Source organism: Microbacterium bandirmense (assembly GCF_037204185.1).
Taxonomy (GTDB): Bacteria; Actinomycetota; Actinomycetes; order Actinomycetales; family Microbacteriaceae; genus Microbacterium; species Microbacterium bandirmense.
This window is the reverse complement of sequence record NZ_JBBDGM010000011.1, coordinates 99855-115594: the sequence shown is the minus strand read 5'-3', so window position 1 is coordinate 115594 and position 15740 is coordinate 99855. Positions and strand designations below refer to the sequence as shown.

The following is a 15740-nucleotide window of genomic DNA, read 5'->3' as shown; positions in this document are numbered from 1 at the left end:
GCTAAAGCAGGCGTACGACGCGTCCGGACGCATCGACGCTGTGGTGATGTCGGCAGGTGTGCTACGCATGGGTCCACTGACCCAGACCAAGGTCAAGCACATCGAATCGAGCATCGAGACGAACTTCATCGCCCCGGTCATCGTGTCCCGCGCGGCGCACAAGTACCTGAAGCAGACCGGCGGCCAGGTGCTGCTGTTCACGTCGAGCTCACACACGCGCGGACGGGCGAACTACGGCGTCTATTCAGCGAGCAAGGCGGCCGTCGTGAATCTCACGCAGGCGCTCGCCGAGGAGTGGGCCGAGGACGGCGTGCGCATCAACTGCATCAACCCGCAGCGCACGCGCACCCCAATGCGGTCGAACGCGTTCGGAGAAGAGCCCGCCGGCTCACTGCTCGACCCGCTGAACGTCGCCTCGGTGAGCCTGCAGGTGCTCGACAGCGGCCTGACCGGCCAGATCGTCGCCGTCCGCGTCGAGGAATCGAAGTAGTCACCGGAATACCCCACCCTTCCCCGTGGTTCGGCTCTTCATGAGCCTGACCGCGACGCAGCCTCCCGGTGTCAGCCCGACCCAGGGCGCAGCCCTCGACTCCCTGCTCGACGCCGTCGACGTGCAGATCCGCGAGCAGCGGCGCATCATGTTCGACGCCGACACGACAGTCGCGCTCGATCCGTCCGCGCTCTCCCTCGCGTACGTCGTCTCTGGCGAGGTGCAGGTGCGCTCGGGCGGCCAGTCGATCCGACGCATCGCGGCCGGTGCCGTGATGCTGGCCAGCGGTCGAGTCGCCACCGCGCTGAGCGCTCAAAGCGCGGCATCCATCCTGCTCTCCGAGCTCGACCTCGCCGACCCGGCGGCGCATATCGCCGCGCTGCTGCCGGGCATCGCCACGATCACCGACTTCGCCGCACACGAGCCGGCAGCGGCCGCTCTCGCCCAGCACCTCGGCGCCAAGCCCGAAGGCGACAACCCGAACCGCAGCGGCGACCTCGCCATCTGCCGCATGATGGCCACGACCGTGCTCGCATCGGTGATCCGCGCGTGGGCGGCGAACGGCTGCGCCCCCGAGGGCTGGCCGGCGACAGCATCCGATCCCTTCCTCGACCGCGTCGTCGAAGCGGTGCGCGCCGACCCCGGCCGCAACTGGACCGTCGACACGCTCGCATCACTCGGTGCGATGTCGCGTTCGGTGTTCGCCGAGCGCTTCCGCGCCGCTTTCGGACGCTCGCCGGCCGGATACGTCGCAGCAGTGCGGATGCACACCGCGCAGGAACTGCTCTCGCGGGGCCACGGCGTGAGCGCCGTGTCGCGCGAACTCGGCTACGCCTCCGACGAGGGCTTCAGCCGCGCCTTCCGCCGGCACGTCGGCACCACGCCTTCTGCCTGGCGCGCGGAACACCGGCTCACGCCGGCCTGAGCCGCACAAGCGACCCCGATCGGCGTGCACACCAGGGCGCTCACCCCCGCGCGCCCGCGCGGTTCGACGCACCGAACAGCACGGCGCCGATCACCAGCATCCCCGCGCCGACCAGGTACACGATCACGATCCCGAACCCGTCGACGAGCAGCCCGCCCACGCCGGCGGCGAGCATGATCGCCGCCTGGAAACCGACCACCACGATGCTCCCGCCGGCCTCCAGCCGGTCGGGCATCCGGTGACCCACCCACGTGTTCACGATCAGCAGCCACGAGGCGAAGAAGAAGCCCCACACGAACGCCGCGACGCCGACGAGCATCGGTGCACCCGACGCGGCGATCGCCACCAGCACGCCCAGTGCGATCACGATCGGCGAGACGACGGCGAGCAGCCGGTACGTGCGGTCGATCACCACCCCGATCACCAGGTTGCCGACCAGTCCCCCGGCGCCGAACAGCGCCAGCAGCACGATGATGGCACCCGCATCGATCGGATGCCCGCCCTCGTGCACCCGCTCGAGCGCGAGCCGGATGTACGTGAACGCCAGGAAGTGCCCCAGCACCACCAGCACGTGACCGGCCACGCCCAACCCGATCCCGGGCAGCCGCAACGTGCCCACCAGGGTCGCCAGTGAGGCCGAGCTCTCGGCGGGAACACTCGGCAGCAGCATCCGAAGCGCGACGGCGAGCAGCAGCGTCACCACCGTGGCGAAGCCGAACACGGCCCGCCAGTCCATCACCTCGCTGAGCATCACCCCGATCGGCACGCCCAGCACCGTCGCCAGCGACGTGCCGGCCGACGTGAACATCACCGCCTTGCCGAGCCGCTCGGGGCCGGCGATCTTCGCCGCCACCGTGATCGACATCGCCCAGAATCCCGACAGCGCGGCTCCCAGCAGCACACGCCCGAGCAGCAGCAGCGGCAGGCTCGGCGCGATCGCGACGACCGCGTTCGACACCGTCGCCGCCAGCGCCATCCACACCAGCAGCGCGCGGCGGTTCAGGCGCGGCAGCGCCATGCCGATCGTCGGCGCGACGATCAGCCCGGCAAGGGCCGTGACCGCGACCATCTGCCCCGCCTGCCCCGGCGTCACTCCGACGTCGTCTGCGATCTCGGTGAGCACGCCGCCCGGCAGGAATTCGGCGGTGACGAGCAGAAAGCTCATCGCCATCATCGTGAGCAGTGCGCCGTAGCGCAGTCGGGGAAGCGTCGTCGTCGCGACGGGAAGGGGCGCGGTCGTGGTCATGTATCCAGACTCACGCGGCGGATGCCCGTGCGCCCGACCGCCCGTCCGGGGCATCCGACCGATCGTCCGTGGTGTGCGGGGCGGCATCCGACCTCGTCCTCGGAACTCATCGTCACACCTCTTGTTTCCGCAAACATTTCGTGGCATTGTCGATCACGCCGGCACCCCAGTCCGGTGCTGATTCGAAGGAGAGCCAGAATGAAGACCCCTCGCAGATGGGCCGGAATAGGACTGGGCGCAGCCCTGGTCGTCACCGGTCTGTCACCCCTCGCCGCGGCACCGGCATGGAGCGCAGACGCCTCGGATGACCTCGTGCTGCGCAGCGGCGACCTCGAGGTGCGCGCCTCCAGCGCGTTCCCCCAGGTCGTGCAGTACACCGACCGCGACAGCGGCGCCGTCATGCACGGCAACGACACCGCCCTCACCGAGCTCGAGATCAACGGCGCTCCCCACGCCGTCGAGGTGAAAGCCAAGAAGGTCAAGGGCTCCACCGCCGAGTACACGGTCACCCCGACCGATCTCGACGGCGTGCGCTTCACGATCCGGCTCAGCGTGAAAGACAACGTCGTCACCCTCGCGTTCACCAGGATCGTCGACCGCGACGAGCAGGTCCAGACCATCCGCATCCCCGGACACGGCCTGGTGACCGTCTCGTCGGCCGAGGCCGGGGCGAACGTCGCCACCGCCGACCTGTCGGTCGACCGCGCCGTCTCGGGCGACGAGTTCATCCCCGTCACCGCCGAGACCCCTGCAGGCGACCCCGTGGCGACGAACACTGTGATCGCAAACACCGATCAGCTCGCGGCGGCCTTCACGACCAACGCGATGTACGACTCGTCCTCGGGTCCGGCCCACAAGGACGGCGGCAACTTCTGGCGCCACACCGTCAAGGACGGCGACGACGTCGAGGTCGGCATCTCGAGCGGTCAGTGGCTCTACCGCGCGAAGGACGCCCCTCATCCCGAGGAGCTGCCCTGGGTCAAGGTCGCCATCACCCCCGACGCCAACGACGACGGAGCGGTCGACTGGCAGGACGGCGCGATCGCCCTGCGCGACCTGCGCGTCGGCCCCTTCGAGGGCGACGAGACGCCGAACAACGTCATCACGCACATCCCGTTCAACTTCGCCTCGCAGGCCACCCACCCGTTCCTGCGCACCCTCGACGACGTCAAGCGCATCGCGCAGAACACCGACGGACTCGGCCAGCAGGTGCTGCTGAAGGGGTACACCAGCGAGGGCCACGACTCGGCCAACACCGACTACGGCGACAACTTCAACGAGCGCGCCGGCGGTCTCGAAGACCTCAACAAGGCCCTCAAGGCCGGCGAGAAGTGGAACGCCTCCTTCGGCGTGCACGTCAATGCCACCGAGATCTACCCCGAGGCGAACTCGTTCAGCGACGAGATCATGAACCCCGACGCGCCGGGCTGGAACTGGCTCGACCAGTCGTACTACATCGACCAGCGCTTTGACACGAACTCGGGCCAGCTCAACGAGCGCATCGCCGAACTCGCCGACGCCACCCACGACAACCTCGACTTCGTCTACGTCGACGTGTACTACCAGTACGGCTGGCTGGCGAAGAAGATCCAGCAGTCGCTGGTCGACAACGGCTTCCGCGTCGCCTCTGAATGGGCCGACAAGCTCGCCGTCAACAACACCTGGTCGCACTGGGCCAACGACGAGAAGTACGGTGGCTCGACCAACAAGGGCATCAACTCGCAGATCCTGCGCTTCGTCAACAACACCGAGGCCGACGTCTGGAACCCCGACCCGCGCCTGGGCACCGCCCACATCGTCGAGTTCGAGGGCTGGACCAACCAGAACGACTTCAACGGTTTCCTGAAGAACATCTGGACGGCCAACGTGCCGACGAAGTTCCTGCAGCACCACGAGATCATGACCTGGACCGACGAGGCCATCACACTCGAAGGCGACGTGCGGGTGACCGGCACGACGGCATCCGACCGCTCGATCACGGTCGACGGCGACGAGGTTCTGCGCGGCGACACCTACCTGCTGCCCTGGTCGTCGAAGGCCGGCAAGAAGGTCGACAAGCTGTACCACTACAACCCCGCCGGCGGCGAGACCACGTGGACCCTCACCGACGACTTCGCGAAGAACCGCACCCTGCAGCTGTACACCCTGGGTGACGGCGGGCGCACCAAGGTCGGCGACGTGCGTGTGGTCGACGGCAAGGTCAGCATCGACGCCGAGGCCGGTCAGCCGTACGTGCTGGTCGAGGGCAAGAGCTCGAAAGCCGGCAGTGCGCTGCCGAAAAAGGTGGAGTTCGGCGAGAGCACCCCGGTGACCGATCCCGGCTTCAACCTCACCGACCTCGACGAGTGGAACCCGCGCGGTCAGGTCGCCATCGAGCGTGATGACCTCGGCCGCCGCTCGGCCCTGTTCGGCGCCGGAGAGGCCTCGATCTCGCAGAAGCTCGACCGCCTTCCGGCGGGCGAGTACACCGCCAGCGCCTGGGTCGGCGTCGATAAGGACAAGACCCGCGAGGTGACGCTCGGCGTCGACCTCGGCAAGAAGGGATCGGATGCCAGTGTCACGATCGACTCGTCGAACGCGGTCAACTACATGGCGTCCGACGAATGGCACGGCACCACGATGCAGCGCCTCAAGGTGCACTTCACCGTGCCGCGCGGCGGCGACAAGCCCGTCTTCAGCGTGAAGGCCGCCGACGGCGACGCGCCCGTGCGCATCGACGACGTGCGCATCATCGAGGCGGCTGCTCCCGAGCTCGGCGACGGTGTCATCGCCAGCGCCGACTTCGAAGACACGGATGCCGGATGGGGGCCGTTCTACAAGGGCAACGCCGGCGGCTCGACCGACCCGCGCACTCACATCGCCAAGCGCAACGACTACACGCAGAAGGGCTGGAACGGTCGCAAGATCGACAACATCCTGAACGGCGAGTACTCGCTGATGGCGCACCAGGAGAACCGCGGGCTCGTCTACCGCACCACCGAGTACTCGGTGCCGTTCGAGCCGGGTCACCGCTACCGCGTCTCGTTCGACTACCAGTCGACCGAGGCCGGCGAGTACGCCTGGGTCACCGGCTATGACTCGGCGACCGGACCGCGCGTCACGTCGAGCACCGAGTTCGGTGCCGTGCACGAGACCACGCGTTTCGAGCAGATCGTGGATGCCAGCGCCTGCGGCGACACCTTCGTGGGCCTGAACCGCATCGGCGGTGGCACGGCCGACCTGATCGTCGACGACTTCACGGTCGAAGACCTCGGTGCATCCGACGCCATCCCCGCCTGCGCACAGCTGAGCGGTGAGCTCGGTGCCGACGTGATCCAGCAGGGCAAGTCGACGGAGTTCACCACCACGTTCACCTCAGACGAAGCGTCGCCGATCGCTGACGTGACCGTCGAGCTGAACCTGCCCGAGGGCTGGACGGCCGAGGCCGTCACGCCGGCGACCGCCGAGTCGGTGGATGCCAAGGGCACGCTGGTGACGCGCTGGAACATCACCGCTCCGGCCGATGTCGACGGCGCGTACGAGGTCGGCGCCACCGCCACGTACACCACCACGGTCGACCCGGTGGGCTCGCGTGAGGTGACCAGCACGACGGCGGTGAAGACGCTGCCGAAGGCGCCGACCAGCACCGTGTTCGCCAGCGATCACGACTGGGTGACCGCCAGCAACGGCTGGGGTCCGGTCGAGCGCGACCTGTCGAACGGCGAGCAGGGCGCCGGCGACGGCACGCCGCTCACGCTGAACGGCACGGTGTACGAGAAGGGACTGGGGGCGCACGCGCCCAGCACCATCAAGTACTTCCTCGGCGGACAGTGCACCACCTTCACCGCCGACGTCGGCATCGACGACGCACAGCCCTCACGCGGCTCGGTGGTTTTCTCGGTGAAGGTCGACGGCGAGACCGTCGTCACCTCGCCGCTGCAGAAGGCGACCAGCGAGACGTTCGCCCTGACCGCGGATGTCACCGGCGGTCAGTTCGTCGAGTTGATCGCCGACACGACCGCCGACGGCAATGGCAACGATCACGCCGACTGGGCGGACGCGAAGTTCACCTGCAGCGGCTGATCAGCTGATCGGCTGATCGCGGCCACGTTGGATCAAAGACGCGCCTTCCCGGCTTCGGGGAGGCGCGTCTTTGATCCGCCTGCGAACTCGACTGATGTGCACAATCGCGTTGCGAGCGCCAGTTGTCCACAGTCGCCGCGCATCCGAGTGCTCGCCGTCGGCACGACACCCTACTGTCGGTGGAAGCGTCGCCTCAGACGAGGCAGAATGTGGGGTATGTACATGTCCGCCGAGTTGATCGCCACCCTGAGCAGCTTCATCATGCTCGGTATCGGCATGCTGGGGGCACTCGCGTGGCTGGTGCGTCGGATAGATGCCGTCGAAGACCGGCTCGGTGCGAAGATCGACGCCGGTGACGAGAAGCTCGGCGCGCGGATCGACGGGCTCGACGAAAAGCTCAGCGCTCGTATCGACGCCGTCGAAGACAAACTCGGCGCAAGGATCGACGGGCTCGCCGGCGAACTCACTGAGGTGAAGATCGCGGTCGCCCGCCTGGAGGGGCCGCCGCGACATTTGCTGCCCGTACGCTGAGCGTTCTGCGGTCGGCGCTCAGGGATGCCAGTTGTCGGCGAGCTTGGTCAGCAGGCGTGCCAGCTCGTTGCGCTCGGTCTCGGTGAACAACTCGAGCGCGCGCCCCAGTCGCTCCCTTCGTTCCCCGCGCATGCCGCGAATCTTCTGCGATCCCTCTTCGGTGAGCGCGATGCGCGTGCGGCGCGCGTCGCCGGGGTCGGCCTCGCGGCGCACCCAACCGCGGTCGACGCCCTGCTGCACGAGCCGTGAAGCGCGGGGCTGATCGACGCCGATGGCCTCGGCGAGCTCGCTGACGCCGAGCGGATCGGATGCTGCCGCGAGCGCATCCAGCATCCGGATCACCGCAGGGGCGCTGCGCGCAGCATCCCATCCCATCCCACCTCCGCGCGGTCCGTGTCCGAAGGGTCCGTGCGGACCGTGCTGGCCGCGGCCGTGCGGGTGAGAACCTCCCCGGCGCCCGCGTAGGCGCGACAGGGCTTGGGCGATGGCGTCGGCGGGATCGGTCATGGAACACAGTTTACATGTGATTTGACATGGACCCTAGATGCATGTCACACTGCATGTAAATGCAACATGACAAGCAAAGGATCCCGATGAACACCAACGACACACAACCCTTCGGCTTCTGGATCACCGCGGTCGACCGCCTGATGAAGGACGAGTTCGCCACCGTCTTCGCTGACGAGGGCATCTCACGACGCGACTGGCGCATGCTCAACGTGATCGACGGCACAGTGCCCGGCCGCAAGGGGCGTCCTGAGCGTGCTGACTTCCGGCCGCTGCACGGTCGCAAGCTGCACCGCCTGATCGAACTCGGCTGGATCGAGCGCACCGATGACGGCTGGAGCCTCACCGAGGCCGGTCGTCTCGCCAAGACCCGCCTCAGCGCGGCCGTCGATGAGCTCCGCGACCGCGTAGCCGGCGTCGTCAGCCACGACGAGTACGCCGCGATGACGGCATCCCTCGAGAAGATCGCCCGCGAGTTCGGCTGGGAAGAGGGCAAACCGCTCCCCCGCCGCCGCGGACGAGGTCACGGCCACGGGCGCGGTCACGGCCACGGGCGCGGTCATGGCCACGGTCACGGGCGCGAGCACGGTCACGGGCGTGGACACGACCGAGGTCACGGACGCGGTTTCGACGAGTCCGGCCACCGTGGCGGACACCGCCATGGCCACGGCTTCCGCGGCCACCCCGGTTTCGCTCCGGCAACCCACGTCCACATTCACACCCACTGATCGTGCGTCGCGCGCGATCAAAGATGGATTTCGCGGGTTCAGAGCCTTCTGAACCCGCGAAATCCTTCTCCGTACCCGGGCCCGGAAGCTAAACGGCCAGTGGAATCCAACCCACCGCGGCCACGGCCGGTGCCGCGAACAGGCTCGGCCCGCTGGTCACCAGCACGATGACGGTCACGACCGCGCCGATCAGCAGAAGCAGCAGGATCGCGAAGATCGCGATCGTCCAGCCGCGGTAACCGCCCGTGGTCGCCCCGGATGGCGGCGGCACCACCGCCGGATCCCGCGGGATCGGAGGCGGCTCCGGCAGCGAGTCCGCGCTCGGCAGCGCCTTGCGCTGCGCCCGCGTCGCCGGGACCGGCGCATCGGATGCTGACGCCTCGGGCCCCGGGATCTCGGGCGACGGAATGTCGGGCTCGGGAATCACGGGGTCCGGGATCTCGGGCGCGGAGATGTCCGGCTCGGGGATCTGAGGCTCGGGGATCTGAGGCTCGGGAATCTGAGGCTCGGGAATCACCGGCTCCGGCAGATCAGCCGCCGACAGGTCCCCGACACCATCACCCGATGGCGGGGTGCCTTCAGCGATCGCGGCCGCCTCGCCGATGGCATCCGACACCGCCTGCTCGGCCGACGCAGCACTCGGCTCGGCTACGGCGCCGGGTCCGGCCGACGCCGCCTGCTCGGCCGACGCCCCACCCGACTCAACTACCGCACCCGACTCCGTGCCGGGCTCGCCCGATGTCACCGCATCCTCCCCGGTCTCGGGCGGCGGAGCCGCCTTCGCGTCGCCGTTCTCACCCTCGACAGGATTGGACATGTCAGCCTCCGATCGCTCCCGCATCGGTCGTGCTCACATCGGTGCGGTGGAAATTCTGGAATGCGCGGGATGCGGTGGGGCCGCGCTGCCCCTGGTAGCGGTTTCCGTACGGGCCCGAGCCGTAGGCGTTCTCGGCCGGCGAGGTCAGCCGGAAGAAGCAGAACTGGCCGATCTTCATGCCCGGCCACAGCTTGATCGGCAGTGTGGCGACGTTCGCCAGCTCGAGGGTCACGTGCCCGGTGAAGCCGGGGTCGACGAATCCCGCCGTCGAGTGCGTGATCAGACCGAGGCGCCCCAGCGACGACTTGCCCTCCAGCCGTGCGGCGACATCGTTCGGCAGGGTGATCTGCTCGAAGGTCGCTCCCAGCGCGAACTCGCCGGGGTGCAGGATGAACGGCTCGTCGGGCTTGACCTCGATCAGGCGCGTGAGCTCGGGCTGATCCTCGGACGGGTCGATGTACGGGTACTTGTGGTTGTCGAACAGTCGGAAGTACCGGTCGAGGCGCACGTCGACGCTCGAGGGCTGCACCATCGCGTCGTCGAACGGCGAGAGCCCGATGCGGCCCGATGCGAGTTCTGCCTTGATGTCGCGGTCGCTGAGAAGCACGTGTTCAGCGTAACGGGTGCACGTGCCCGTCCGGGGCCCGCACTGTCACACAATCCCCTGCTCGTACGCGAGGATCACCACGTGCACCCGATCGCGCGCATTGAGCTTGGCGAGCACGCGCCCGACATGCGTCTTCACGGTCGACTCACTGAGGAAGAACTGCTCGGCGATCTCTGCGTTGCTGAGCCCACGCGCGATCGCGGTGAAGATCTCGCGCTCGCGGTCGGTGAGCAGCGCAAGCGGGTCGGATGCCCCACGGTCGGATGCTGGAGAGTCGGATGCCCGGCCGTCGGGTGCCACCGGCGCAGCCTCCAGATCGCCGGCGACCCGGTCGATCAACGCCCGCGTGACGCGCGGGGCGAGCACTCCGTCGCCCCGGTGCACGGCGCGCACCGCAGAGAGCAGCTCGTCCCGCTGGGCATCCTTCAGTAGAAAGCCGCCAGCGCCCGCCCTGATCGCCGCGAAGGCGTATTCGTCGAGGTCGAACGTCGTCAGCACCAGCACTCGCGTCTCGGGATGCTCGGCGACGATGGCCTCGGTCGCTGCGATGCCGTCGATGCCGGGCATCCGCACGTCCATCAGCACCACGTCGGGATGGAGAGCATCCACCTGATGGATCGCCTCGGCACCGTCCGCCGCCTCGCCGACGACCAGCAGATCGGGGGTGCTCTCGAGCACCATCCGGAAGCCGACGCGGATGAGCGCCTGGTCGTCCACCAGCAGCACGCGGATCTGCTCGGTCACGGGGTGTCCTCCGGGGTCTCGGGCACGGGGCCGGGCACGGGGTCGTGGCTGTCGTCGCCCCTGCTGGTTGTCGCCGCCCCTGCTGAATCACGTGAATGAGTGGGGGCGGCGTCGCTGAGCAGGGGCGACGACGGGGGCTCACCCTCGCCCGCGGATGGCTCACCGTGCGGAAGCTCTGCGCGCAGCATCCATCTTCCCTCTCCTGCCGGGGCGGAGACGAGGGTGCCGCCGAGCAGCGACGCGCGCTCGGCGAGGCCACGCAGGCCGAAGCCGCCTTCGGAGGGCGAGCCGGGCGCGCCGTCGTTGATGACCTCGATCACGATCGGTGCGGCGTCGTAGTCGATACGCACGTCGATCATGCGCGTCGTCGGCGCGTGCCGCATCGCGTTGGTGACCGCCTCCTGCACGATGCGACCGATCGCCAGGCGCAGCGCGGGCGTCTCAGGGGGACGTCCGCGAACGGAGAGGGATGCTGCGAAGCCGGCCTGTCTCGCGGCGGTGACGATCTCGGCGGGATCGGCGGCCTGCAGCGGTGCGAGCGGACTGTCGGATGCTCCGTCGCGCAGCACACCGAGCATCGAGCGCATCTCGGTGAGCGCGTTGCGGGCGGTGGCCGCTGCGGCAGTCGACGCCTCACGGGCCCGCTCGCGGTCATCGGTCGCGGCGGCGCCCTCGGATAGCGCGACCACGACCGTCAGCGAGTGCGAGACGATGTCGTGCATCTCGCGGGCGATGCGGTCGCGTTCGGCGGCGGCCGCGAGCTGCGCCTGCTGGTCGCGCTCGACGAGCAGCTGCCGCGAGCGGTCGATGATCGCCTCCAGGTAGCGCTTGCGGTTGCCGACGTTGATGCCGATGAGGGCGCCGATGAGCGAGGGGATGGCCGTGGCCAGTCCGGCGTTGATGGCCTGCTGCACCGTGATCGCTCCGCCGGGGAGCAGTCCGCAGGCGAGAGCCGCGACGAGCAGCACGCTGGTGCCGAGGCCGATCCAGCACATCCGCGTGGAGCGGTACACGGCCAGCGAGTACACGGCGACGGTGAGCATGGGAGCTCCGGTCGAGCCGGTCATCGCCAGCAGCAGCAGCTCTACGACGATGGCGGCCGCGAGCACGATCTCCGGCCGGCGGCGACGCCACATCAGCAGCACCGATGCGCCCACGATGACGACGCTGAGGAACACGATCTCACCGACCGACATCGGCTCTGCGGTGTCGGGGAAGGTGGCGTTCGCGCCCAGGCTGAGCAGCAGGCAGATCAGCGCGATGAGTGCGTCGGCGATGCGCGGATGCCGGGCCCAGAACCGCCGGATGACGCCGGGCGGACGCGGAAGACGCAGCTCCTCATCGGCAGAGATGTCTGCCGATGAGGAACTGCGTGGATCGGACACGGTCATGACTCTACGTGGCCGTTCCCGGTTGCGGATGCTGGTGCGTCACGCATCCCGTCCGCGCAGCACGACCCAGCCCGAGGCCAGTGCTGCGGCGGCCCACGCACCGAGCGTCAGCCACGAGGCTCCCGCACTGACGGCCTGACCCTCCGTCGGCAGGATCGCGCTGGCTGCGACGGATGCCGGCAGGTAGTTGCCCACGTCGATCAGCCAGGTGAGGTCGGGCAGGAACGCCGAGAGCAGCGTGAGGATCACCGGCAGCACGAAGATGATGCCGACGGTGGCGGCGATCGCGGCGGCACCGGAGCGCAGCAGGAAGCCGAGCCCCACGCCGATCAGAGCGAACAGCGACATCGTGGCCGAGGCTGCGATGACCGGCAGGATCGTGGCGCTCGGGTCGGCCCAGTCGAAGGCGAGATCGTTAGCCACGAGGAACGGTGTGACGATCAGCATCGCGGCGATGAAGATCAGCAGTGACACGACGAACATGAAGACGGCGAGCACGGCCGCCTTGGCCGCGAGCACCGAGCCGCGCACCGGGTTGGCCGCAAGCGTGGAGCGGATCATGCCGGTGGAGTACTCGCCGGTCACCGAGATCACGCCGAGGATGCCGGCGAGCATCATGGTGAACTGCACCGGCGAGACGATGATCATGATCGGGTCGCCCATGCCCTCGGGGAAGTTGGCGGCGAGCAGGACGCCGATGCCGATGGTGAGGGCGGCGACGATCGCCACCGACCACCAGGTGCCGCGCACCGAGAGTAGCTTGACGAACTCACTGCGCAGCTGGCGGACGAACGACACCTGCGATGTCGTGGAGCTGACGTATGTGGCACGAGCCTGAATGGCGGTCATGCGCGGGCCTCCTCGAGGACGGGCTGCTGGGGGGCGGTGCCGGCAGCATCGGTGTCATTTGGCACGGTGCGGGTGCGGTACTCGACGGCGTCGCCGGTGAGGGCGAGGTAGGCGTCTTCGAGCGAGCCGCTGGTGGGGGTGAGCTCGTGCACGGCGATGCCGCGCTCGGCGGCGATGTCGCCGATGCGGGATGCCGGCAGGCCGGTGACGTCGAGCGTGAACTCATCGGTGGAGACGATCTCGACGTCGCGTCCGGCGACGGCGTCGGCAAGCTCGGATGCCCGAGGGCTGCGCACGAGCACGCGCGCAGTGGTCCACGCGCGGACGATCTCGGGCAGCGGGGCGTCGGCGAGCACCTTGCCCCGGCCGAGCACGATGAGGTGGTCGGCGGTCTGCTGCATCTCGCTCATCAGGTGGCTGGAGAGCAGCACGGTGCGTCCCTCGGATGCCGCGTGGCGCACGAACTGGCGAACCCAGCGCACGCCCTCGGGGTCGAGGCCGTTGACCGGCTCGTCGAGGATCAGCGTGTGCGGGTCGCCGAGCAGCGCCGCGGCGATGCCGAGACGCTGCCCCATGCCGAGCGAGAACCCGCCGGCGCGCTTGCGGGCGACCGAGCCGATCCCGGCGATGTCGATCACCTCGTCGACGCGAGAGGACGGGATGCCATGGGTCGCGGCCATGGCCTTGAGGTGGTTGCGGGCGCTGCGGCCGGTGTGCACGGCCTTGGCGTCGAGCAGCACGCCCACCTCGCTGAGCGGTGACGTGAGCTTGGAGTACGGCTGACCGTTGACGGTGACCGTGCCGGTCGTCGGGCGGTCGAGGTCGACGATCATGCGCATGGTCGTGGACTTGCCGGCGCCGTTCGGCCCGAGGAAGCCGGTGACGAGCCCTGGACGCACGGTGAACGATGCGTTGTCGACGGCGAGCTTGTCGCCGTAGCGCTTGCTGAGACCTTCTGCTGTGATCATGTCTTCGACGCTATTTCTTTGAGGCAGTGGTGCGCGTCAGTCGCGAGGATGAAGGTTTGAGGAGGATATGGCACCGTGGTGCCATGTTGCGGCGTGTGGGCGGTCGGGCTCCCGGGCTCGACCGCTCATAACTCCGGAGATCTGCACTGATTTCGCACCGATCCACACGATCCGCGCTGTTGGCGGCACGAATCTCCGGAGTTGTGAGCGCGCCGTGCGCCTTTGTTATGCTGGCCAGGCGCCGCACGGCGTGCGGGGCTGTAGTTCAATGGCAGAACTTCTGCTTCCCAAGCAGACAGCGCGGGTTCGATTCCCGTCAGCCCCTCCATCAGATCACCGAGCTCAGTGTTCAGGCGCGCGACCGGCTGCAGGCTATGCGTTGCGGGCACACACCATCAGCAACGTTTCGTCGGGGTCGCGAAACTGCACGAATGAGACGCTGCCGATGTCGACCGGTCCCGCGACCAGGGGGATGTCGAGACTGCTGAGATGCCGTTGCGTCTCATCGAGGTCGTCTGTCCACCAGAAGAAACGGGAAGGTCCGTCCGCGGTGAATGGGGCGGTGGAGTCCAGTGCCAGCCGCGGCCCAGAAGAGGTCGGCAGGTCGACGATCGTGTTCTCGTGCGTCGGCGCCGGCGCCTTCACCCCCAGCAGTCGTGCATACCAGGCGGCAGACGCCGAGATATCGCGAACAGGGACGAAGACTTGACCGATGTCACGCAGTGGATTAGGGGTCACGCGTCGATGCTAACGAAGGCACTCGTCCACCCCAGCCCCTGGCCGGTGATCACCGCGTGCGCAGGCCTTCAAGCATGGCGGTGAGGGTCGCCACCGCTGCGTCGAGATTGCGTGCCCTGTCCTGAGCCGGAGCTTCTGCCGACCAGATCGCCGCTTCGTTCATCGCTCCGGAGAGCAGTCGTGTCGTGGCATCGACGTCTCCGGTCAGCACACCCTGCGCGGCGAGCTCTGCGATCGCCTCACCCAGGTGCTGCGCCGAATTCGCGTCGTCGTACCGCCGCCACCTCGACCAGCCGAGCACCGCGGGACCGTCGATGAGCATGATGCGGCTCACGCTGGTATCCGTCGATGCCTCGAGGAAGGCGCGGCATCCGGCGAGCATCTGATCCCAGGCATCCGACCCGGCGCTCTCCGCGGCGCGCACCACCTGCGCAGCGACGCCCTCCTGCACCTCGGACAGTACGGCTTCGAACAACTCTGCCTTCGATCCGAAGTGGTGGTAGAGCGCACCCTTCGTCACCTCAGCATCCGACACGATCTCGGGCAGGGACGTCGCCGCATAGCCCGCAGTCGCGAAGCGACGCGACGCGGATGCCACGAGGGCTCGCCTCGTGGCATCCCGCTGCTCTTCTCTGCTCATGCATCCATCTTGACATACCAACGGTACGTCAACTAGCTTTCACATACCATCGGTATGCCAACCCAGGAGACCACATGCTTCACCGTCTTTACCCCGTCATCGCCACAGAGCACGTCGCCGAGACCGCCGCCTTCTGGAAGGAGCGATTCGGATTCGACGAGACGTTCGCCACCGACTGGTACGTGAGCCTTCGGCATCCGGACGGTGCCGAGATCGCATTCCTCGACGCGACACACGAGACGATTCCCGCCGGACACCGCACGCCGGCCGCGGGCGTGCTCGTGAACCTCGAGGTGGATGACGTCGACACGTGGTGGCAGCGCCTCGTCGTCGAGGCCGGGCTCATCCCGCTGCTGCCGATCCGCTCCGAGGACTTCGGGCAGCGCCACTTCATCGTCGCCGATCCGTCAGGAGTGCTGATCGACGTCATCACCGAGGTTCCGCCCAAGGGCGAATTCGTTGACGCGTATGCCGAGGGAGCGGCCGCAGCGATGTGA

At 68.3% G+C, this 15740-nt stretch carries 16 protein-coding genes and 1 tRNA gene; 7 read left to right on the top strand and 10 right to left on the bottom strand.

The genetic code is table 11. The annotated features are described in order from the left end of the window. Together WDU99_RS13180 and WDU99_RS13175 are read left to right on the top strand one after the other, a co-directional pair. A partial coding sequence (locus tag WDU99_RS13180; protein ID WP_337332913.1) for an SDR family NAD(P)-dependent oxidoreductase occupies positions 1-490 on the top strand: 490 nt, incomplete at its 5' end. A 40-nt stretch (positions 491-530) separates the two neighbouring features. Further along, positions 531-1415, top strand: a complete 885-nt coding sequence (locus WDU99_RS13175; RefSeq protein ID WP_337332912.1) for a helix-turn-helix transcriptional regulator — start codon at positions 531-533, stop codon at positions 1413-1415. Positions 1416-1455: 40 nt separating this feature from the next. On the opposite strand, the gene WDU99_RS13170 is transcribed toward WDU99_RS13175, so the two are convergent. Then, a complete protein-coding gene (locus WDU99_RS13170) occupies positions 1456-2661 on the bottom strand; it encodes an MFS transporter (protein ID WP_337332911.1) in 1206 nt (401 codons plus the stop codon). 198 nt (positions 2662-2859) lie between these two features. On the opposite strand from WDU99_RS13170, the gene WDU99_RS13165 reads away from it, so the two are divergent. Then, positions 2860-6723 carry an endo-alpha-N-acetylgalactosaminidase family protein gene (locus WDU99_RS13165; protein ID WP_337332910.1) on the top strand — a complete coding sequence of 1288 codons (3864 nt, stop codon included), beginning with the start codon at positions 2860-2862 and terminating at the stop codon, positions 6721-6723. 216 nt (positions 6724-6939) lie between these two features. Next, a complete protein-coding gene (locus WDU99_RS13160) occupies positions 6940-7254 on the top strand; it encodes a hypothetical protein (RefSeq protein ID WP_337332909.1) in 315 nt (104 codons plus the stop codon). Between the two features lie 18 nt (positions 7255-7272). Here WDU99_RS13160 and WDU99_RS13155 read toward each other — a convergent pair whose 3' ends face one another. Beyond that, entirely contained in the window at positions 7273-7761 is a 489-nt protein-coding gene (locus WDU99_RS13155; protein ID WP_337332908.1) for a MarR family winged helix-turn-helix transcriptional regulator, read from the bottom strand. An 86-nt stretch (positions 7762-7847) separates the two neighbouring features. Between WDU99_RS13155 and WDU99_RS13150 the strand changes: the two genes are divergently transcribed. Continuing rightward, positions 7848-8489: a MarR family winged helix-turn-helix transcriptional regulator gene (locus WDU99_RS13150; protein ID WP_337332907.1), complete on the top strand. Its 642-nt coding sequence runs from the start codon at positions 7848-7850 to the stop codon at positions 8487-8489. Positions 8490-8577: 88 nt separating this feature from the next. Here WDU99_RS13150 and WDU99_RS13145 read toward each other — a convergent pair whose 3' ends face one another. From WDU99_RS13145 to WDU99_RS13120, 6 genes are read right to left on the bottom strand one after another with little or no spacing between them, the layout of a single operon-like run. Then, complete coding sequence (locus WDU99_RS13145; RefSeq protein ID WP_337332906.1) at positions 8578-9306, bottom strand: hypothetical protein; 729 nt, start codon at positions 9304-9306, stop codon at positions 8578-8580. Between the two features lies 1 nt (position 9307). Further along, positions 9308-9913, bottom strand: coding sequence for a dCTP deaminase (gene dcd / locus WDU99_RS13140; protein WP_337332905.1), 606 nt, complete (start codon positions 9911-9913; stop codon positions 9308-9310). Between the two features lie 45 nt (positions 9914-9958). After that, positions 9959-10657 carry a response regulator transcription factor gene (locus WDU99_RS13135; protein ID WP_337332904.1) on the bottom strand — a complete coding sequence of 233 codons (699 nt, stop codon included), beginning with the start codon at positions 10655-10657 and terminating at the stop codon, positions 9959-9961. Then, positions 10654-12042 carry a histidine kinase gene (locus WDU99_RS13130; RefSeq protein ID WP_337332903.1) on the bottom strand — a complete coding sequence of 463 codons (1389 nt, stop codon included), beginning with the start codon at positions 12040-12042 and terminating at the stop codon, positions 10654-10656. Before WDU99_RS13130 ends, WDU99_RS13135 begins: the two co-directional genes overlap by 4 nt. A gap of 45 nt (positions 12043-12087) precedes the next feature. After that, positions 12088-12897, bottom strand: coding sequence for an ABC transporter permease (locus tag WDU99_RS13125; RefSeq protein WP_337332902.1), 810 nt, complete (start codon positions 12895-12897; stop codon positions 12088-12090). Beyond that, positions 12894-13865 (bottom strand): ABC transporter ATP-binding protein, encoded by a 972-nt coding sequence (locus tag WDU99_RS13120; protein WP_337332901.1) that lies wholly within the window; start codon positions 13863-13865, stop codon positions 12894-12896. The genes WDU99_RS13125 and WDU99_RS13120 overlap by 4 nt, the downstream gene beginning before the upstream one ends. Positions 13866-14119: 254 nt before the next feature. On the opposite strand from WDU99_RS13120, the gene WDU99_RS13115 reads away from it, so the two are divergent. After that, positions 14120-14193 (top strand) — tRNA-Gly (locus tag WDU99_RS13115). Positions 14194-14237: 44 nt separating this feature from the next. Here WDU99_RS13115 and WDU99_RS13110 read toward each other — a convergent pair. Then, a complete protein-coding gene (locus WDU99_RS13110; protein ID WP_337332900.1) occupies positions 14238-14603 on the bottom strand; it encodes a VOC family protein in 366 nt (121 codons plus the stop codon). Between the two features lie 49 nt (positions 14604-14652). Beyond that, positions 14653-15243 (bottom strand): TetR/AcrR family transcriptional regulator, encoded by a 591-nt coding sequence (locus WDU99_RS13105; protein WP_337332899.1) that lies wholly within the window; start codon positions 15241-15243, stop codon positions 14653-14655. Between the two features lie 74 nt (positions 15244-15317). Here WDU99_RS13105 and WDU99_RS13100 point away from each other — a divergent pair, with 74 nt between their 5' ends. Beyond that, a complete protein-coding gene (locus WDU99_RS13100) occupies positions 15318-15740 on the top strand; it encodes a VOC family protein (RefSeq protein ID WP_337332898.1) in 423 nt (140 codons plus the stop codon).